The organism is Flavobacterium glycogeni, from assembly GCF_048286775.1.
GTDB lineage: Bacteria > Bacteroidota > Bacteroidia > Flavobacteriales > Flavobacteriaceae > Flavobacterium.
Window position 1 is genome coordinate 99,457 of the sequence record NZ_JBLVPV010000008.1, and the last position, 21,391, is coordinate 120,847.

Genomic DNA, 21,391 nt, shown 5'->3' on the forward strand with positions numbered 1-21,391 from the left:
TGTAAAGTCAAATTTTAGATTAACAACAACAGCCAGGCTCACAACTTTCATTTTGCTGTGAGATTGGATGTTTATGTTGTAATTCATCCGCCGTTGCTTCGCGGATGAAAACTATTTTTATTGTAAAATGAAGTGTTGCCCCTGCCAGAGGATGATTGCCATCCAATGTAATGGTTGTCTCATTTACATCTTTTACCAGCAATTCCATTCCGTCGGAGGATTCAACAATAACACCGGGCTGTAACTCATCTGCATCAGCAGAAAAAACAGCACGGTTTACTTCTGTCAACTTTCCTGCATCATATTCACCATAAGCGTCTGCCGGTGCAAGTGTCACCTGCGTTTCTTGTCCAACCTCCAAGCCTTCCAATGCTTTTTCCAAACCTGCAAGAATATTGTTATATCCATGCAGGTATTCCAATGGAGCAAATTCTTCATTGTCATCAACTATGTTATCATCATTATCAGTTGCACGATAATGGATGCTTACTACTTTATTATTTGTTACGGTCATGTTGTTCTGTTTAGTGGTCAATATGGATTGATAGGCATTTTATTTTCATAACTTGCCCCGAACTTACTTCGGGATTTCTCACATTTTCACATTACTACTCACTGCTTCATCTTTTCTCTCAATTGTTTTTCCTTCTCTCCATTCCAATACGAACAATCAAGTTGTAGGAAAACAGAAGTATAAGGAATTGTTTCATTTGTTTTTAACACCAATATCTTAAACAATTTTGACGCTTCATCTAATTTTGTAAAAACAGAATCATGAAGGATAGTTTGGGTCTGGACTCCTAACGCCGCCTGTCCAATATTTAACATTTTTTCTGATTCAGTCCGGAATGCCCCTATACCTTTTGCTTGCTCTTCAGTAATAAATTGCAATTCCTTATCCCGGTAAATAATAGGTTTTACATGTGTAGACGTATTCACCTGATACAACACATATTTTAAAACAGTCAAAAGATTTTCGTTCGTGTTAATCACTTCCATGCCTGCGGCATTCTGTTGTGGATAAGCTTTATCAGCTATAATAATCCAGTTACGATGACCCAGCAAGGGTAGTGTTTGATCAAATTCTGTTTTCCAATCTTTGCTTGCAGTATCAGTCTGCTTTGCAGTATCTAATGATTGCTTACAAGACAGCAAAGCCATTACAGCGATCAATAAAAGTATATTTTTTTTAAGTAGCATAATATTATTGAATAGTGATGATCAGTGTTTCATTGGTTTGAATAGTCAACGGTTTAATGAGATCCAGCAGGATATCATTTCCATTTTTCTGGTATTTCAATTGTATCTTTTGTGTACCGATAACTGCAATAACTTTTTTTATCGGCAGTTCTCCTATTTTTTGCAGACTTATTTTTTGTAAACGCAGTGCGCCATACTTAACTTCAAAACGATGCGCTTGTTTACCACTTTGAATTTTCTGCGAATAAGATCCCCAGCCTTTTGCCGTAACAAACGGTGCTTTAAAATTTTCCTTATTCCACTTAGGTGCAAACCGGATAAAACTCTTTGGTCCATGATATTCAAAGCCACAAGCCGTAATAAATGTACCATGGCTTGCCATTGCACGGGCATAGTGATCACTGCATTCAATTTCATTAAACGGATTTCGTTTGTATGCATGATAGCGGTCATGAATCACTCTTGTTAAAACCAATGATTCATCGGTCATATCCTCAGCCATCAAGTGACTTGCTACCTGATGCTCAAAACCACTCATGCATTCATGGAAATATCCTAGCTGCCACGTCACCCCTTCACCGTAAGGTTTGTCTTCATTTTTTGGATTAGTGTTCATAATCATACCACCTTCTCCCGCCAATGCATAGGGACGACCACCTGTATGCTCTTTAATATAAGAACCTACATCAGGTGTGAAATTATATTTCCACAAAGATTGTAAGGCCATTTTTGTTTTTTCTCCATCCAATATTCTTCCTAATCCTGCCTGAAAAGCCCAACTTTGTCCATACACCTGGTCAATATGACAAGTGTTGTATGACCCACTATTTTTCCTTCCTTTCTCTGCATCTGGACGATGGATAAAATATTCGCCGTTAAATAATTTTTCTTCCATGTTTTTTCTTCCCTTCTCCACATACTCTTTACATACCAAAGCAAAAGAAACATCATTCATTTCATTCGCCATCATTTCACCAGCTTTTACAGCGGCAATGCACAAGCCTACGATCCAGGCAATCTCTCCATCCCACACCGCATCCAACGTATTTTCCATTGGTGTGTCTTCCATTCCGTCTTTATTTTTATCCTGGTTGATGACAAACTGAATTGCTTTTTTAATTTTCTCCCAATTGTTTTTAAGGAATGTATCGTCACCACTCATCTGGTGTTCCCGATAGATGCGTAAAATTGTTCCGGCTTGTCCGTCAATAGCAGGGCTTTTTGCTGCTTCAGCCCTAAACCATATCATCCCATTCTCTTCTACAAAACCCAGTCCCAGATCAACTCTTTCACGCGTATCTCTTTCTAATGCAGGAAAAATTCTGCCAACCGCCTGGGCATATTGCCACACGTGAGTACAGGTTCCTGGGCAACAGCCTACTCCTTCCCATCCATAAAATCTACCAGAATCAAAACGATGGGACGTAGTTGTGGCGAGAGTGGAAATATTCAAAAATGTTCTTTCCAAAAACCACCAGGGCAAAGTAGAATCATACCAAGTCTCTTTCCACAACCTGCTCTGTGATGACAGCTTTTTAAAATTCTGTTGAATATAACTGGATACCTCACCAGCCGATTTAAATTTATTTTGATAATAACGTCCTTCACCTTCGATACCCTTCAATTTCAGATTCGGGAAGTACCAACTGATAACAAAATGGGAAGAAACATTTTTGCCGGGCAACAGTTGGTGCTGATTGATGACTGCACCAATCAATTTTTCATCTGTTGCTTTTACCGCTTCATTATTGGCAAAATGATCAAAGGAATTTTCCGATAATGGCCATGATAAAGTTGTATTCAGTTTCGCTGCATTATTCAATGATGCAATGCACATGGTTCCATAATCCGGCTGTTGTTGAATATCCGTTGCAAAATTATTTTTATTACGTACCCCCCCTTCCACTGCATGAAACCCTTTTGCAGACAGGGTTTTAGTAAAACGCTCCTGCTCTTCTTTTTTGGCAGAATAAATAGCCGTCTTATTTTCCAGCCAACCTATCACCGATACTTTTACTGGTGTTGTTGATTTATTGTTGATATGAAATGAAAAAACAGTAGCGGGTAAACCGGAATTATCTTCATCCAACGCAATGAAAGGAGAATATACCTGCAGTGAAATTTCTACTGGAAGATCCTTATCAATGTATCGGATGGTGGCTAATGGATAAGTGGCTTCAAAAGCGATCTCATCCCAATCTTCTTGTGCCAGTTTTTTTATAATGCTTTTACCGGCGTATTCTATTTTTACAGCAAAGCCCTGTTCCAACGGATAAATATCTTTGGCCGGTGCCACATAGGCCGATCCATCACGTGGACGAATTTTTGCACTACCTGTCCATTGCATTTCTACCTCCTTTGGTTCAATGCCCTCCTGGTTTTTGTTGAAGATATCCCAGAGCCATAACCTGCCATCGCCTCGTAAATAAACAGTACCACAGTTGATACCACCCACAGGCATGCCGATGTATTGCAACTCATTTTTGCTTTTGAGATAAGTGGTAACCGTTCCTCGTTTGTATAATGATTTTATCCATTCAGGATCTAATTTTTTATCCAGCGGAATGTTTCCATTGCCCGATTCACCCGGTGCAAAAGGACCTGCGATAACCTGCATACGGGAAGCTAGCAACCCAGCGGTAAGAATACTGGTTTGTTTTAAAAAATCACGTCGCTGTATTGATTTAATTGGCATAAAATGTTTGATTTAAGTCGGTTGATAACTACTTTTTAAATACACCCCCTCAATAATAAAAATGCTATTTAAAATTACTTTTTCAGTCTTGGACAGATAAATTATTTTCTTATATTTTTTACTAAATTTTTACACTTTTATAAACATAAAGATATAATTACTTCATTTTACACATTAATCTAATATTATCTTTATTTAATCATTAATTATCTTCCTAAGAAATTTACACATAAAAACCCGGTCTAGGAATTAATATCCCTGGATGTTTTTCCATTTCTTCTTCCACTAAATCTACTCCAAGACCGGGTCTGTCACTTAATTGCAGATGACCGTTGTGAATCATATCTTTTATAGGATGGGTAATCACGGTATCTCTCCAAGGCACATCATTGAACATAAATTCCTGACGGAAAAAGTTAGGAACAGACGCACATACATGGGCAGATGCCAAAGTTGACAAGGGTCCATTAGGGTTATGTGGCGCCAATAAAACATTGTATGCCTCCATCATGGTAGCCATTCTTTTCATTTCTGATGGACCTCCGCAACGGGTAATATCCGGCATCATAATATCACAAATATTTTTTTCCAATACCGGACGGATTCCGTGTCTGGTGTAGTGTCTTTCTCCAACACAAATAGAAACATTGGAAGGGATACGTTCACGCATCGCCCTTAATGTATCAGCACTTTCAGGACCGGCAGGCTCTTCATACCAAGTAATATCCAATTCCGATAACCGTTGTGCCATTTTTACGGCCACACGATAATTCAACATGGCATGCGTTTCGATCATAATATCAAAATCTGGCCCTACGGCATCACGAACCGCTTTACTAACATTAAAAGCTAAATCCTGTTGCGCCGCGGTAAGCGTAAGGTTTGAAGACAAATCTTCCCCATACAAATAATTGGTATGCGCAAAAGGGTCAAACTTTAAACCCGTGAATCCTGCCTCTTTAACCTTTTTGGCTTGCATTGCATAATCTTCGGCATTATGTCCACCTCCGGTAAACCAATAGTTGGCATACAATAAGATATCTTTTCTAAAAGCACCGCCCAATAATTCATAACATGGAGTGCCTAATACTTTTCCTTTTAAATCAAGTAAAGCCATGTCAATTCCGCTAATGGCACACAAACTGGCGCCATAGGGGCCTATCCAATTGAGATCACGGTATAATTTTGTCCAGATAAAATCGGTCTTCATTGGATCAAGTCCAATGATTCTTTCACCCACATGCTTTGCTGCGTTATAAACGATTGGACTTCCTGGCCAGTTGGTCGCTTCTCCCACACCGGTATGCCCAGTATCGGTATAAATTTTCAATAGTGTCCAGTTGTATTTGACACCTTCTACCATCCACACTTTTACATCTGTAATTTTCATAATATGTATTTATTTTTTTTGAATTAATTTTATAACTGTCGTTCCTTTACTATTTTTTGAACTATTTTTCCGGCTGTAATTAATTCTGTTTTCAACGTATATAAATAAGGCTGTCCTTTGGTTCCATAAAATAGGATTCTTCACTCATGGTCTATCACCTTTTATTCATACCCATTCTTTAATACAATCCACCCGCCCTTTTTAAAATTCAATTCAATAAAGCCATCTGAAACCTGTATAGCTTCGGCCTGATATTTTGAATTGGCAAACCACGTTTTAAAAGGCATTTTTAGTTTGGTTTTCCCCCCTTGCTCCGCAATAATTTTCACTTCATCTACTAAACCGTCTTTCTTTTTCGCACTGACAAGAAAAGCACCCTCGGCACGGAGTTTATCAAAAGAAATATCCTTCCAAGCTGCAGGAACGGCAGGCATGACCTCTATAAAACCCGCATAACTTTGTAGTAACATTTCCTGTAAACCGGCCGCAAATGCGAAATTACCTTCAAGTGTAAACGGACGGTATTGAAATTTTGAATACCCTGATTTGGTCTGATCTCCATTGACATGAAAGCTATTCTTAAGACAAAAAGCTTTGGCAAAAATTTCCAGATCTTTAGCCGCACCTACTCCATCTTTAGCCCTTGCTTTTATATTTCCCAGCCATGAATAAGAATAGCCACACCAGTAATCCGGTCCAACCTTCTCTAACAAGCTAATCGTGTTTTTGATAACGGATTGGGCTTTTTCCCCATCTTCCCACTTAACGAGGCTTAAAGGATGTATTGCCATCAGATGGGAAAAATGTCGGTGTGATTCCTTATAAGGCAATGTTGGTGAAAACATCATTTCGCTATTTGCAGTAAGAGCATAATCGGGAAATTCATTTAGTATTTGTTTCCAGTGAATCGCTTCCTGTTTTAGCCCCAACTCCTCAGCCAATTCCGTTGCTGCTTTGAAAGTAAAATTCATCAGCGCCAAGTCATAATTGGTATTTTGATTAAACCAGGCAGAAATGTCATTATCATTGATCTCCGGGCTGGAACTAATCGGCAATTTTCGAAAGCCTTTCTCATCTTTTACAGTGATCTGTTCCAAATGCTTAGCTACATCTTTAATCCATGGATAGGCTTTTTGCTTCAAGAATTTACGATCCATACTGTAACGCCAGTGCAGATAATAATGATGTCCTAACCAGGCAGATACTGTAGGGGAAAGTGAATATTGAATCCAGCCCCCCATTTCAGTGCCATCCAAGGTAGTTACTCCAGGTACTGCCAGACCATCTGTTCCGAAATACATTTTGGTATAGCGTTTATAATTGGCTTTATTTTCCTCCAGATGATCAATATATCCCATCGCCTCTTCCATATGGTTGCCGCTGTAAGAAGGCCAGTAACTCAATTGCGTGTTCAGATCATGGTGATAGTCACCTTTCCATGGCGGCAAGCGACCATTATCAGCCGTCCAAACCGCCTGTAAAGAAATAGGCGGAGCACCTCTTCGGGCTGCTGACCCAAACTTGTATTGCTCCAGATACCATTGTTTTTCCAGTAAGCTGTCAGGTATCTGAATAGCCGACTGATTCCAGAACTTTTTCCACCATGAAATATGACTGCTTAAATCAGTATTATATCCCCTTAATATGGTTTTTTTGACAATACTGCCCGCAATTGGATTTATTTTTTTCTTCGGGTATTGAGAAGTAACACTCCATACTCCCTCTATAGTAGAATTGTCTATTTTTCTCCAGATTAAACTTATCTGATACTTAAATCCTCCCCATCCCTCTTGTTCATATGTAATTGTGTTTCCTTGTTCGGTAACTTTACCCTGCTTATAACCCAAGCGTGCTAAGTCATCACCTCCTACCGGATCACCAGATACTTTTACTTCGCCCTGATACCTAGGTGCAATTAAATGAGGGACAAATTCATTTTTAAGATTCTCAAAACGAAACCATCCAACGGGTTGATTAGCATGTACAAAGGTTTTCAAAAATGTTCCATTTTCCCATTTCACTTCACACAAAGCATCTTTAAGGGAAAGGTTTACAGAGGACACTGCTCCCCAATTTTGAATCTCAAATTCCAAAGAACCTCCCGGTATTTTACTCGGAGCGGATTCATTATCATAGGGGGAATCAAAATATTCTTGTACAATGCCGTACTCTTTCTTTTTTACCTGTTCCTCTACCCATTTATAACTAAACTCCTTACGATGAATACCTTTCATCGGTCGCATATCCCATAAATCAGCACGATCTAATGACATGCGCAAATTATTTCCTTTTTGCCATACCAAGGCACCTACCATTCCATTTCCAAGAGGAATCCCTTCATCCCATGTTGTTGGGAGTGACTTAAAATGAAGACCATGCTGAAGAGCAGGTTGTGCTTCGGCAATAAATTGCTGTGCATTTACGGCAGAAGCCGTGACTGCAAAAATTAAAATTGCAAAAATCTTTTTCATCCGTTTATTTAATTGTAAGTGTCAATTTTCCCTTTAACGTTTTGTTTTTCGTTTTTATTCGGCCATCGGTATGCGGTGAACCGTAAAAAGGTTCAGAACCTGTATTGCTGTAATCTGCAATCAGCCATTGTATGTGTTCGTCTTGCAACCAGCTTCTGGAAGCTTGGGAACCATTAGACAATACTTTGACATTGTTCCCCATTTTATCCTGCAATACTGCCGATTTGATATATCTTTTTGTCGAACGGAAATCATTGCTTCCTAAATCATTGGCATCATCCTTCCAATCGCCATTAGGGACAACTCCAGGCTCTTCTACCCCATTTACATGTTTTGCATTTAGCATAGTCGTTCCTTCGTTTCTTGCGATGTCATTTTCAGGATAGATAGTGAATTCCCCTTTTCTTTTCCAGCTTAACTGCTCAAATTGTTTTGGCAACTGCATCAATAAACCATACTGATATGGGCTCACATCATAATCTCCGCATTCTACCTCATATTCCGTCACCAATTTTCCATCGGTTGTAAATAAATAAGATTGCTTTCCTTTGGCATTGGTATAAGTCGTTTTCATATCCACTCGAACCCCTTCGTCAGTTTGTTTGATTGCGAGATCTTTTGCAAACAAAGTGTACAGCGGATAATTTTTTACAGGATAAATATTATTCTGATACGTTTCACCCGCTACATTGGGTTTTCCGCCATCTTCACTATTCATCGGTACCAGACAAAATACAGGACCTTGTGTCAATACGGTCTGGTTGTTCTTTGTTACATTGGTAATGACACCCGTTATTTTATTGATTAAATAACTCACATCACCCTGCTTTACCGTTATAGCCGATTCATTTTCGGAAAAAGAAACCACTACTTTTTTATCTTGCTCTTCTGTAATAGTCGTGTTTTCATATTTCTCTTCATCCGCCATAAAACCACGCGGATCTGTAAACGAAACATACAATTCCTTAACATTTTTGGCTGCAGGAATTCTTAAAATTCCCTTGCCACGGGCAGGTATATCTGACGAAACTGATTTTGAAACACCGTTTATTTTTACTTCGATGGTTACCTCTTTAAGAGACGTAAAATCATAACGGTTTTCTATAGTCAATTCAACATATCCTTTATGCAATGTTGACCAGTTTACATTAGTAATTCGAACTGGAGAATAGGCTTTTTTCACACCATAATATTCCGGTTTTGGTCTTCTCCAAGCATCCAGCGGACCCCAAGGGCCATACCCTACAATTCTTCCGTCCGGCATGTGAAAAGTATCATCGATACCACTCCATATCGCGCCTCCTAAATTCCCTTTGTGATGATAAATAGAATCATAAAACTGTACAAGCGGTGCATTGTAGGCACTGCGAACCCCTGGATCCGACAACAATTCCCTACGATTATAGGTCGTTAGATGCGAATACTCCCCAAACAATGTGGGACGGGACATTGTGTCCGTTGCTTTTGGCCCATCGATACCAGGATAATGGTAATTGGCAATATCAGCTTTACTGCCGGCGTTATTGAAACCTCCCCAACACTGATCGTGAAAACTGGTTGGTCTTGATTTATCCATTTGTTTTACCACCACATTTACTTTTTCCCACAGCGGGCTCCATCTTGATTCATTCCCCAATGACCAAATGATTATGGAAGGATGATTACGTCCCGCCAATACATTATCCATGTTGGCACGAACCATGAAAGGAAGGAATTTTTCATCGGTATAATTCCACAATTTCCAGATAGGAGATGCATGATGCTGGATCCATGTTAATGAAGCTTCGCTTTCCACAAACAATCCCAACTCATCCGCCGCATTCAAAAACTCTTCGGACGGAGGATAATGTGAGGTACGGATATAATTACAATTGGCTGCCCTAAACAATTCCGCATCTTTTCTATCCAATTCAGGAGAAATGCTTCGTCCTGTTAAAGGATGAACTGAATGGCGGTTTACTCCATGTAATTTTATAGGTTTACCATTTACAAAAACCTGGTTGCCGTTGATAAGGATTTGGCGAAAGCCAACTCTTTGTTCATTTGTTTGTTGTTTGATTCCGTCGATCAACAAATCGGTTTGTAACTTGTATAAATAAGGATGCTCCGGATTCCAATGTTTTGGTGTTTTGATTGCCAAAGTCGTTTCAACATCATTGGTACCGTTTATATTGATTCCTTTTGCAAGTGCTGAAGATTTTTTTGCCACAATTTTTCCATTTGCATCAAAAAGGGTAAACTGCAACTGTGCATTTCCCGAAACAGCCGAATTATTTAAAATAGAACTTCCAATAACAAGCGATGCATTTTTATATTCTTCATCAAAAATTGTATTAATTGTCGCAGCCGTAACATGTACGGGAACAACTGCAAATAGTGTCACTTTTCTTAACAATCCACCTACCGTATGACAGGCATATTGGGAAGTGCAAGCCAAACGATCGCTTACAGTCAAAGCTTGAACTTCTACTTCCAATATATCATTTTTATAATTTAAAGCACTCGTAAGATCCACTTCAAAAGGAACAAAACTGCCTTCGTGTTCCCCTAATTTTTTTCCGTTTAGTTTTACTAAACCGTGTGAACTTACACCATCAAAACGAATTTTAATCTGTTTTCCTTTCCAATCGGCGGGAATATCAAGACGTTTGGAATATATAGCTGTTTGACCTTCGTTTACTGTATAGCCTTGCATTTCCCACTCCCCTGGTACCTGAATATTCTTCCCTTTTTGAGATTGTTCTTTAATATCGAATCCCCAACTGCCATTTAAAGAAATCCTTGGAGAAGCAACTCCTGAAATTGTTGATGCAAATGGGGTAATTACAGGCACATCAAAGCCCATTATGTTTTTTGTTTGCGCACTTGCTTGACAAAAAGAAATGAACCAACTGAAAATTGTTATTACTATTATTTTCTTCACTTTATTTACGATTTAAAATTTTTATTATCAAGAAAGACAAAAGAATTCCTGTATAAATCCATGTCATACAAATTAGAGAGTATATAAAACTAAACCTTTTTTATCTTACATAATACCAAATTTGGCAAAAGCATCAACAGTGCTCATTCCTTCCTGTATTTTTTTCTGCACCATTTTCTCGCCTCTTGCTTTTTCTATTGCAAGGCGAAACACTTCTACTTCAGATTCTTTTGGTACCACACATACTCCATCAATATCTCCTATAATAATGTCTCCTGGATTAATGCGCACCCCATTCATCTCTATTGGCACACGAAAGTCAATCACTTTTCCACGTGGGGCTTGATCTTGGGCGTAACGTCCATAAGAAAAGGAAGGGAAATTCAATTCCAATATTCCTTTGGTATCTCTCGAATATCCATCAACAACAGCACCTGCCGCACCCAATATCTGGGCCCTGGTAGCCATTAATTCACCCCATAAAGCATACGATGGAGAAGAACCCGTACAAACATATACCTCATTTTTTTTCAAATCATCCAAAGCTTCGAGCATTAGCCCAAAGGGTCTGTTTAAAACAGGGTTATTGCTGCTGGAATCCGAAACCACATCGGCTTCCAAGACAGTCATAGCACGCCCAATTACAAACATATCGTCTCTTAAAGGTTGTATTTTTGGTGATAAGAATTGGTGTAACAATCCCAACTTATCCATAATATCGCCTACCACTGCGGTATAAAGCTCCTCACGGACAATCTCAAAAAGTTCATCATCATTCTTCCAAAATGCAGTTTCCATATCTATTTATTTTAATTTATTTTTTGTTTCAATTATTGTCTCTTCAAATGGAAATTAAATAAACTACCCCAAGATTTTCAGGGGTAGTTTATTACCTTCATTTTAACAAACTAACTCAAATATTTAATTACCGTATCCTGGGTTTTGAACCAATTTAGTCCCTGCAATGTCAAATTCTCCCCCCGGAATAGGCCATAGATAATCTTTACTTACAAAAACTCTTATTCCTCCCGGATCAGCAAGTCCATTTAAAATTCCCTCAGCAGTATTCCAACGTCTTATATCGGAATATCTTGTTCCTTCAAGGGTAAGCTCAATCCTGCGTTCATGTCTAATGACCTGACGCATTTGATCTTTGGACAATCCAGGGGTAACTGGTGGCATGTTTACAGTTGCTCTCGTTCTAACCAGATTAATGGCATCATAAACGGATTGATCTGGACCGGATACTTCATTTTTTGCTTCTGCATAAGTCAATAATATTTCAGCATATCTAAATATGATTGCATTAATCCCGGCTGCAACTGCATCAGATGGTGCACCTAATACACCAGTTTCATCATATTCTGTGTATTTTTTGAACATAAATCCGCCAAATTCCCCCACATGATTAGCAATTCCATTGATCGTGGCCCCCGGAACAGAAATAGTTTGTTTTAACCTTGGATCCCTGTTATTGTATGGAGTACTTGCATTATACAAAGGAGATTGACTTATAGACTTACCATCGGTCATTTCATAATCATCTACCAAGTTCTTTAGTGGCACAATAGAAGACCAGCCTCCAAGGGTATAACTTGCGAGGTACAGTCCAAAATAATTCCCTTTTTCCGGTGATTTGAATTGCACATCAAAAATAACCTCATTATTATTTTCATTTGCTTCACGGAATAAATCCCTATAATTTGGAAACAAAGAATACCCCATGCTCATAACTTCTTGAGCCGTAGCCGCAGCTTCGGACCATTTCTGATTGTATAATAATACTCTGGCTTTTAAAGCTTTGACAGCTCCCTTGGTTGCTTTTCCTGTTTCAGGCTGGGTTGATGGCAATAAAGTTGCTGCCTCATCCAAATCTTTGAGTATCTGGTTTACCACATTTTCCTTAGTATCCCTTGGTATTTCAGCATGCGCTAATTTCGGGCTTTCTAAAATTATAGGCACCCCTCCGTAGAATTCTGTTAATCTGAAATAAAAATAGGCTCTTAAAAACAACGATTCCCCTCTAACCGATTTTTTGAAGGCATCACTAAGGTTTCCAACTTTTTCATAATTATCAAGAACCACGTTAGCTCTACCAATACCACTAAAACAATTAGCCCACATCCAATCAATAGCGCCGCCACTTCTTGGACTATGTGTTCCATCAGCAATGGCTTTATACCCTTCCCATGGATAGTTCCCATACGCATTATCCGAAAGTACATCATAATAGATGTAATTTTCTTCCACATTAGCTAATGCGCTATATTCCCCGTTTACAGCTAAACGAACATCAGCTTCAGTTTTCCAAAACGTTTCCGAAGAAATTTGTGTAGTGGAAGCCACTTCCAAAACCTCATTGTCACAAGAGGTAAGGACGAAAAATGTCCCCAAGATTAATTTTACATATGTTTTCATATTGTATTTTTTTATTTTTTTCTGTTCCGTTTATAAAGAAATATTAAAACCCAAAGAATACACTTGCACATTAGAATAAGCTCCCCTGCCTCCAAAACGGTCTTTCTCAGGATCTAATCCTCTATACTTCGTAAAAGTTAATGGGTTAGTTGCATTGATATAGATTCTAAATTTGTTAATATGTATTTTTTCCAAGAATGCATCGGGTAAGGAATAGCCCAATTGGATGTTTTTCATTCTAAGAAAAGAAGCATCTTGAAGTAGAAATGATGAAGGCCTCCAAGCATTATTAACATAATTACTCGATCTAACCAATCTTGGATAACTGTTATTTGGTTTTTCCGGAGTCCAAGAATTCTCTACCCAAAATTTTGATATTCCCGCACCGTTAAAAAACGGCTTTTGTTCGTGTTCGGTGATTGCCTTTTCGCCCTCAACCCCTATCCAAAGCATGGAAAAATCAAATCCTTTGTATGAAGCGGACAAATCAAAACCATAGGTGTATTTTGGTATGGATTGTCCCATAGCCTGCTTGTCTGAATTATCAATTACACCATCTTTGTTCAAATCTTCAAATTTAATATCTCCCGGTTTTGCGGTAGGTTGAGCTCCATGAGCAGTTACCTCCGCAGCATTTTGAAAAATACCCGCCATTTTAATCACATAAAACTCATTAATGGAGCTGCCTTCAGCTAACCTGCTATACTCATCATATTGCGGAGCCGCAATTTTGGTAACTTTATTATCATTGGTGGTAAAGTTCACACTGGCACTGTACTTAAAGTCGCCAATGTTGTTTTTGTGGTTCAATAAAAATTCAAACCCCTTGTTTTCCACGGATGCCAAATTTACCAAAGGAGCTGACAAACCGCCAATAACTCCAGAAATAACGGTTGGACGTAAAATACCCGTAGTCGTTTTTTTATAATAATCGGCCACCAAGTCCAGTTTTCCATCCAAGATGCTTAGATCCAATCCAAAATCAGTTTGGGCAGAAGTTTCCCAAGTGACAACAGGATTTGACAAATTGGTTTGGGCAGCACCACCAGCCAAAACACCACCGTAGGAGTATTGTTGTCCTAGATTATAAATAGAACTATATTGGTTCGGTGTTATTTCTTGATTTCCTAATTCCCCCCAAGATGCCCTTAATTTTAGGTTGTCTATAAAAGTTACATTCTTCATAAATGCTTCATTAGAGATATTCCATCCCGCTGAGACGGAAGGGAAAGTTCCCCATTTATGGCCTTCACCAAAATTAGATGACCCATCGTATCTCAGATTGGCTTCAAAAAGGTACCTGCTATCGAAGTCATAATTCAATCTCCCGAAATAAGATTGTAGTCCGAAATTTACAGATGATCCAAAAGACTGAGGATTTAAAGAGGCTGCGTCTATTTCTTGGAGTGCATTACTTGGAAGTCCATCCTTAGTCGCACCTACAGTTTTAAACTTGCGCGTCTCTTGACTAAAACCTCCCAGTAGATCAAAATTATGACGCTCTCCAAAAGTCTTTTTATAATTTAATGTTGATAAAAAGGTAATGTCTCGTCTTGTACCATAACTCCTGGAAGCAGACAAAGGGAGACCTCCCACATTTAAAAGAGAAACAGTACCATTCGTAGGTCTAACAAGTTTAATTTGAGGCCTAAAAACGCTTCTTAAATTATGCTCCGTTTCTATTCCTAAGGTACTTTTTAATTTCAAGCCTTTAAGAAGTTCGTATTCTCCGGACAAATTTGCTATCAGTTTATCATATTCGGTTCTGTTTTTCCCCTCCAAAGCACCTGCAAGGGGCTGCGTAGTATCTTGAAAACCTATCCATGCAGAACCATAACTTCCATCTGCCAAACGCGGGCTTTGCATAGGCGAAGCTCGGTCTATCCAACCTATAACCGTCCCAGAGCCAGTAACAGGTTGGTTGGTATCATCGTGCCTTCCGGAAATTTTCAAAGAATAATTGAATTTATCAGAGACCTTGGTATCCAAATTTAATCGGGCTGAGTAATTCTTAGTGTCGGTACCCAATAGGATTCCTTCTTGATTAATATGTCCCACTGAAAAGGAATAGGTCGTTTTATCTCCTCCACCTCTCACACTTAGATTGTGACTCGAAATTTGAGCCTGACGATACAATTCATCTTGCCAGTCCGTATTGGGATACAAATAAGGATCCGTTCCATTTCTGAATTTATCGATATTGGCCGCTGAATATGTCGGTGCAGCGGTTGGAGATTCATTAAATCTTGCCAAATTAAACAATTCCATAAATTGAACCGAATTAGTCACGTAATCCTTTTTACGAGTACCCGCTTGAATACCGGTATACCCATCATAGCTTACTTTAAATTCCCCTTTTTTTCCGGCCTTGGTAGTAACCAATATCACGCCATTAGCAGCCCTGGAACCATATATGGCAGCCGAGGCAGCATCTTTCAAAACAGTCATAGTTTCAATATCCGCAGCATTGACATCGCTAAGGCGCCCTGTTAAACCATCAATAATCACCAAAGGATTATTGTTTCCAAGGGTTCCAATCCCCCTGATTCGAATAGCAGCTTGATCAGCTCCTGGTTGTCCTGAGTTTTGTGTAACCACAACCCCGGCCGCTTTACCGGCTAAAGCCTGTGTAGCATTTGTGATTGGCCTGTTGACTGCATCCCCCATTTTAACTGTGGAAATAGAACCTGTAAGATTTGCTTTCTTTTGGGTACCAAAAGCCCTAACAACCACTTCGTCCAATTTAGCTGAATCTTCGGTTAGACTAACCGATAAATCTTTTTGATTCTTTATTACGATTTCTTGAGTTTTGTACCCAATAAAGCTAAAGACCAAAACACTTTTAGGCGATACATTTTTAAGAACAAAATTACCGTCAAAGCCGGTAGTAGTTCCATTTTGCGTCCCTTTTACAATAACATTTACCCCAGGTAATGGCAATCCACTCCCCGAAGATGTCAATTTGCCTTTCACGCTTTCGCCCTGTGCAAAGGTCAGGCTCACCGTGAATAGCGCAAACAGAATTAAAAGTTTATTAACTTTTGCTTTCATAATTAGTTGTTTTTTTAGTTAAATTTTTGGTTAATTTTAAAAATCAAAGATATATCAACATTATTACGCTTACTTGTTCTCAATTATCAAAAGCATTCTTTATATTTGCCTTATACCATTTATTTATCGCATGAAGGCAAATTTTAGAAAACTAGAAGACCCTATTGGACAAGCTTTCCATATCCGAAAAGACAAGCTTACTCATTTTAATGATAAGTGGCATTTTCATGATATGCTTGAACTCGTTGTGATTTTAAAGGGACACGGGAAAAGGTTTGTTGGAGACTCAATAGAAACTTTTTCGAAAGGGGATGTTATTTTAGTAGGAGAAAAACTTTCACATGTTTGGAGAAGCGATCCTCCAAAAAAAATAAATCCTTCAAAGATGAAATGCTCGGCAATTATAATTCAATTTCCTTCCACCTTTTTAGGCACTAAATTTTTGGAACTGCCGGAATCCGTTAAACTTAAGGAGCTCTTTAAAAATGCAGAAAGGGGTATTTCTTTTCAGAATGAAACTGGAAAAAAAATGACAGACAAAATAGAAAAGCTGTTAGAATTTGAAGGCATGGAGCGACTGTTGTCTTTTATTGACATTCTGTATTTTGCTTCCAAATCAAGTGAATATAAACTGCTGGCCACGCCTTTGTTTAAGGAAACCATATTTAACGGTGATTTGAAAATTAATCAGGTGTTCGAATATATCATGGATAATTTTTCTAATCCAATAACTTTAGACGAAGTGGCGGAAATTGCTTCCATGAATAAAACCGCCTTTTGCCGTTATTTTAAAAATAGGACAAAAAAAACATTTTCGTCTTTTCTAAATGAAATACGAATTGGATATGCCTGTAAATTAATTAGGGAAGATAATTATGCTATTACAGAAGCCGCCTATTTAAGTGGTTATAATAGCCCTTCTCATTTTAACAAACAATTCCGTTTAATAAAAAATATATCTCCTTCAAAATTTTATCAAGATTCAAAGGATATATAGGCTGTAGTGGAGAACACCGATGTCAATTCAAATATCAATTGATCTTTTTTATATGGCAAACCATAACGATAGACTATAAAATAGGAAATTTATTGATAGTCATCAAGATAATCATTTAACAAAATAAATTTACTTCTGAAGCTCAAAAAATGCCCCATAAAAGGTAAAGTGTAAATTATTGTGGGCGATAAGGAGTCGAACCATTGCTTATAGAATTAGAACAACCTAAAGAGACATTTAAAAATATTATAATGTATCACAAAATTTTATAAATTTACTTCAACCACTGGGTTAATGTGTTCTTTAAAAAAGGTATTTACCACAGATTAACAAAATGTCCTTCAATTGAAATAATGGATAAAAGTTTGTTTGTTGTTGTTTCGTTTTATTTTGTTCTTAATTTGTACCTCGAAAACTGTTAACCCCAGTAAACACTAGGTTATTAATTTCTGTATCGGGAAGTAGCAGTATATTCGGTATGAATTTTTAAAGTATCGGATATCATTTGCAAATAGAATATCAAATTTCAAACTAGAAAACATGTTAAAAGTAGTACTTTTTTTATTAACTTTTTTAAAAAAAAATTTTAAGAATATTTGTTTTGATTTCTTTTTTCGAAATGACATACTATCAAATAAAAACCAAGTGAGAACCATTTTATACTAATTAAAAGTAAACAAATATTATTCTTTAATACGAATCTTTTTTACGGAAAACCATATTGTCTTTCAAAAGTATCGATTAACAAAGATCAACCACTGCGTATTTATACCTGTTTATTTATAATTTAAAGTCACTAATATCATTTAATAATTTATCCAAAACAGTATTATTTTCGTAAATACATATAAGCAATTGAGATACGTAGATATACTACTCTAAAAGCAAATCAAGACATCATTACAAAAAATTTTTGTTATGAAAAATGCTTATTTATATATCAGAGTTAGTACAGATGAACAGGCTATCAAAGGATTCTCTCAACGTAGCCAAGCAGATAGATTAGAAAAGTACTGTAACTTGAATGGTATTAAAATTAAAGAAAAGATTTTCGAGGATTATTCAGCAAAGACATTTAATCGGCCTGAATGGCAAAAATTATTCACAAATCTTAAAGGAGGTAAATCAGGGGTTGATCTAGTACTTTTTACAAGTTGGGATAGATTCAGCAGAAATATTGCTGATGCCTATTACATGATTCAAAAACTTAAAAATATCGGAATCAGTCCACAAGCTATTGATCAACCTATCGATTTAACAATTCCAGAAAGTAAAATAATGCTGGCTGTGTATCTTGAAACATCTGAAGTAGAAAATGATCGAAGAAGTAACAATGTACGCTTAGGCATCCACAAAGCTAAACAAGAAGACAAATGGACTAGTCGAGCTCCATTGGGTTATCAAAACAGATTGTCGGTAACTGGACATAAATATATTGCACTGCATGAACCCGAGACTTTAATCCTGCGATATGTATTTGAAACTGTGGCTAAGGGTGAGTACAGCGTAAACTACATTTTCAATCAATCTATTATAGCAGGGCTCAAATGTAGCAGAAGTAACTTTTGGTCATTATTAAAAAACCCTGTTTATTGCGGAAAAATAATAGTTCCCGAATTTGGAACTGACAAAAAATACATTGTTAATGGTTTACATCAACGGCTTATTTCACCATTTCTATTTGATCATGTACAGGAAATTCTAAACAAAAAAAGAGTAAAGAAAGTATCCGGGAAAGTAAAAATAGTAGATCAACTTGTCTTAAGGGGATTTTTACTCTGTCCAGTTGTTCTAAAATATTAACCGGCAGTGCTTCAAAGGGGAGATATGAAAGATATTACTACTATCACTGCTCATTAAGGTGTAAATTCCGAGTAAGAGCAGATTTGATAAATCATAGTTTTCTAATGTTTCTTGAAAAATTAATTCCAGTAGAACCTTATCTTGAATTGTCCAGAGAAATTTTAAAAGATCTTTATTACGGTTTTCATAATGATAATAATTCTGAGCAGACACGTATCAGATTAAATGCAGGGAAATTAGTAGACAAAATAGTGAATGCACGTGATCTATTCACCAGAACAGATATTGATTATGATGACTATCTTACTATTGAAACCAATTGTAAAAACAAACTAAATGATTGCATAAAAGAACTCCAGCTTCTTGCTGTAAGTTCATTCTCTTCTAAGAATAACAGTAGTCAAACTCCAATGATATTGGAAAACTTTTCTGATTTTTATAACAAATCAGATACTCTGGTCAAAAGGGAACTAATTAATCTTCTATTCCCTTCTAAAATTATTTTAAATAGAGATGGTGATTTTTAAGATATGCTTTATACTCCTTTGAAAATCATTTTTAACATTAAGACGAATCTTAAATATCAGGATTTAGAAAATATTGATATTAGAGTTTCAGAGGCTAAAGAAAAATATTTAAAAATCATTAGTCATTATCAATCAAATGATTCAACTATCTCACCGAAAATTGCATCTAAAATTGTCTATTTTGTTAAGAAGATGATTTTATTTGGAATTTAAATCTCATTCAATACATGACGACACTAAAAACAGTTAGGTATATGAAAATAAAGCAAAAACTGTTTTTCCCTTACTCTTTAATGGTTCGAATTTTAGAGCTGAATTGCTTTTGAAACTACTTTTTTATAAAAATATAACTTTATTTGATTTTTTCACAGTACTGTTGCGTTTAAAACCATAATAAAGCACTACAAATCAACCATTTAAAAAAGGTTCGAATCCTATTACCTATCATAAAAGGACAATGTCGAACCAATTGTAATAAAAACGAAAAAACAAGATTATAATAAATTGATTTACAGTGTATTAACAAATAAGTAACGAAAAATTCATTGACTTAAAATAATAAGATCAAAAAAATTTAAAAATGCGATAATGAGACAAAAATAAGGTAAATAACTATAATTCAATAATATAGAAATAAAAAACCGACCAAGTATATAAAAAAATACTTGATCGGTTAAGTGAAACCTTATGGTACAAAATTCGAACCTTTTACTAGAAGATTTTAAGGTTTTGGGTGAGATGTCAGAAATTTAAAAAGAAAGCATTAGATTACCTAAATTTATAAAACAAACTTTAATTTTAATAAAACTGATTATATAATTTGACTCAATAGAAAAGAGGCCTCCAAAAAATTACTTTTTAGACGACCTCTTTTTATGACAACATGTTAATTTTTATGCTTCTTTTGGCTCTGGTAACATGATTGATGCTAAAACAGATATTAATAAAACACCTCCAATAACAATTAATGAATAAAGAGATTCAATGTGGTAAAATGGAGATATAATCATTTTAACTCCAATAAATGCAAGTATTATAGCTAAGCCATATTGTAATTTACTAAATAAATGAATAAAGTTATCAAGTAAGAAAAATAACGCTCTTAAACCTAAAATCGCAAAAATATTTGAAGTGTACAAAATAAATGGATCGTTAGATATTGCAAATATTGCAGGTATTGAATCTACAGCAAAAAGTAAATCGGTAAACTCAATTACTGCTACAACAACTAAAAGTGGCGTTGCCAATTTTTTTCCGTTCTCGATCGTGAAAAATTTATCACCATCATATTTATCGCTTACGCTAAAAAATCGTCTGATTAATCTTGCACCTCTTGTATTGTTGTAATCTTCGTCATCATCCTCATCGCCAGCAGACCATGATTTTATACCTGCATAAACTAAGAACAACCCAAAGGCAGTCATGATTAAGTTAATATCATATTTAAATCCCTCCATTCCAACAAGGCTTAAAAGTTTGTTTAAATAGGTAAGTTCAATCAAGAAAGCACCAGAGAATATGAAAATAGCTCTTAGAACTAATGCTCCTATAATACCCCAAAATAAAACTTTATGTTTATTCTGATTCGCGACATCGAAAAATTTGAATACTAATATAAATACAAAAAGATTATCTACTGAAAGGGCTTTTTCAATCCAATAGGCAGATTGAAATTCATAAAACTTTGCTGAACCAGCGAAGTAGTATATTAAACCACTAAAAACCATTGCTAAACTGATCCATACCAGTGACCAGGTTATTGCTTCTTTATTACTTACTACATGACTTTTTTTATTGAAAATACCTAAATCTAGTAATAGCATTATAACTACTGCGACTGCAAAAACGGCTATTAATCCAGGATGTTCTGAGAAAATGGGATGTTGGTTCATTTGTTATTTATTAAGTTAATTTTT

The 21,391-nt window shown here is 36.6% G+C and carries 13 protein-coding genes; 3 read left to right on the forward strand and 10 right to left on the reverse strand.

Annotation, left to right across the window (positions count from 1 at the left end):
* Positions 1 to 19: 19 nt before the first annotated feature.
* The 9 genes from ACNQGX_RS08765 to ACNQGX_RS08805 form a co-directional block, all read right to left on the reverse strand.
* Entirely contained in the window at positions 20 to 514 is a 495-nt protein-coding gene (locus tag ACNQGX_RS08765; RefSeq protein WP_417975521.1) for an FKBP-type peptidyl-prolyl cis-trans isomerase, read from the reverse strand.
* 98 nt (positions 515 to 612) lie between these two features.
* On the reverse strand, positions 613 to 1,200 hold the full coding sequence (locus ACNQGX_RS08770; protein WP_417975522.1) for a hypothetical protein: 588 nt from the start codon (positions 1,198 to 1,200) through the stop codon (positions 613 to 615).
* A gap of 4 nt (positions 1,201 to 1,204) precedes the next feature.
* The gene (locus ACNQGX_RS08775; RefSeq protein WP_417975523.1) at positions 1,205 to 3,895 is read right to left on the reverse strand and encodes a GH116 family glycosyl-hydrolase; all 2,691 of its coding nucleotides are present in this window, start codon (positions 3,893 to 3,895) and stop codon (positions 1,205 to 1,207) included.
* A gap of 223 nt (positions 3,896 to 4,118) precedes the next feature.
* The gene (locus tag ACNQGX_RS08780) at positions 4,119 to 5,285 is read right to left on the reverse strand and encodes a mandelate racemase/muconate lactonizing enzyme family protein (protein WP_417975524.1); all 1,167 of its coding nucleotides are present in this window, start codon (positions 5,283 to 5,285) and stop codon (positions 4,119 to 4,121) included.
* 161 nt (positions 5,286 to 5,446) lie between these two features.
* Positions 5,447 to 7,756 carry a glycosyl hydrolase family 95 catalytic domain-containing protein gene (locus tag ACNQGX_RS08785; RefSeq protein WP_417975525.1) on the reverse strand — a complete coding sequence of 770 codons (2,310 nt, stop codon included), beginning with the start codon at positions 7,754 to 7,756 and terminating at the stop codon, positions 5,447 to 5,449.
* 4 nt (positions 7,757 to 7,760) lie between these two features.
* Entirely contained in the window at positions 7,761 to 10,679 is a 2,919-nt protein-coding gene (locus ACNQGX_RS08790) for a glycoside hydrolase family 2 TIM barrel-domain containing protein (protein ID WP_417975526.1), read from the reverse strand.
* A 105-nt stretch (positions 10,680 to 10,784) separates the two neighbouring features.
* Positions 10,785 to 11,477, reverse strand: coding sequence for an RraA family protein (locus ACNQGX_RS08795; RefSeq protein WP_417975527.1), 693 nt, complete (start codon positions 11,475 to 11,477; stop codon positions 10,785 to 10,787).
* Positions 11,478 to 11,600: 123 nt separating this feature from the next.
* Complete coding sequence (locus ACNQGX_RS08800; RefSeq protein WP_417975528.1) at positions 11,601 to 13,097, reverse strand: RagB/SusD family nutrient uptake outer membrane protein; 1,497 nt, start codon at positions 13,095 to 13,097, stop codon at positions 11,601 to 11,603.
* Positions 13,098 to 13,127: 30 nt separating this feature from the next.
* Entirely contained in the window at positions 13,128 to 16,148 is a 3,021-nt protein-coding gene (locus ACNQGX_RS08805) for a SusC/RagA family TonB-linked outer membrane protein (RefSeq protein WP_417975529.1), read from the reverse strand.
* A gap of 130 nt (positions 16,149 to 16,278) precedes the next feature.
* Between ACNQGX_RS08805 and ACNQGX_RS08810 the strand changes: the two genes are divergently transcribed.
* From ACNQGX_RS08810 to ACNQGX_RS08820, 3 genes are all read left to right on the forward strand, one after another.
* On the forward strand, positions 16,279 to 17,145 hold the full coding sequence (locus tag ACNQGX_RS08810; RefSeq protein WP_417975530.1) for an AraC family transcriptional regulator: 867 nt from the start codon (positions 16,279 to 16,281) through the stop codon (positions 17,143 to 17,145).
* 918 nt (positions 17,146 to 18,063) lie between these two features.
* Positions 18,064 to 18,948, forward strand: coding sequence for a recombinase family protein (locus ACNQGX_RS08815; RefSeq protein WP_417975531.1), 885 nt, complete (start codon positions 18,064 to 18,066; stop codon positions 18,946 to 18,948).
* Positions 18,949 to 19,052: 104 nt separating this feature from the next.
* Positions 19,053 to 19,475: a hypothetical protein gene (locus tag ACNQGX_RS08820; RefSeq protein ID WP_417975532.1), complete on the forward strand. Its 423-nt coding sequence runs from the start codon at positions 19,053 to 19,055 to the stop codon at positions 19,473 to 19,475.
* A gap of 893 nt (positions 19,476 to 20,368) precedes the next feature.
* On the opposite strand, the gene ACNQGX_RS08825 is transcribed toward ACNQGX_RS08820, so the two are convergent.
* Positions 20,369 to 21,367: a TerC/Alx family metal homeostasis membrane protein gene (locus tag ACNQGX_RS08825; protein ID WP_417975533.1), complete on the reverse strand. Its 999-nt coding sequence runs from the start codon at positions 21,365 to 21,367 to the stop codon at positions 20,369 to 20,371.
* Positions 21,368 to 21,391 lie beyond the last annotated feature (24 nt).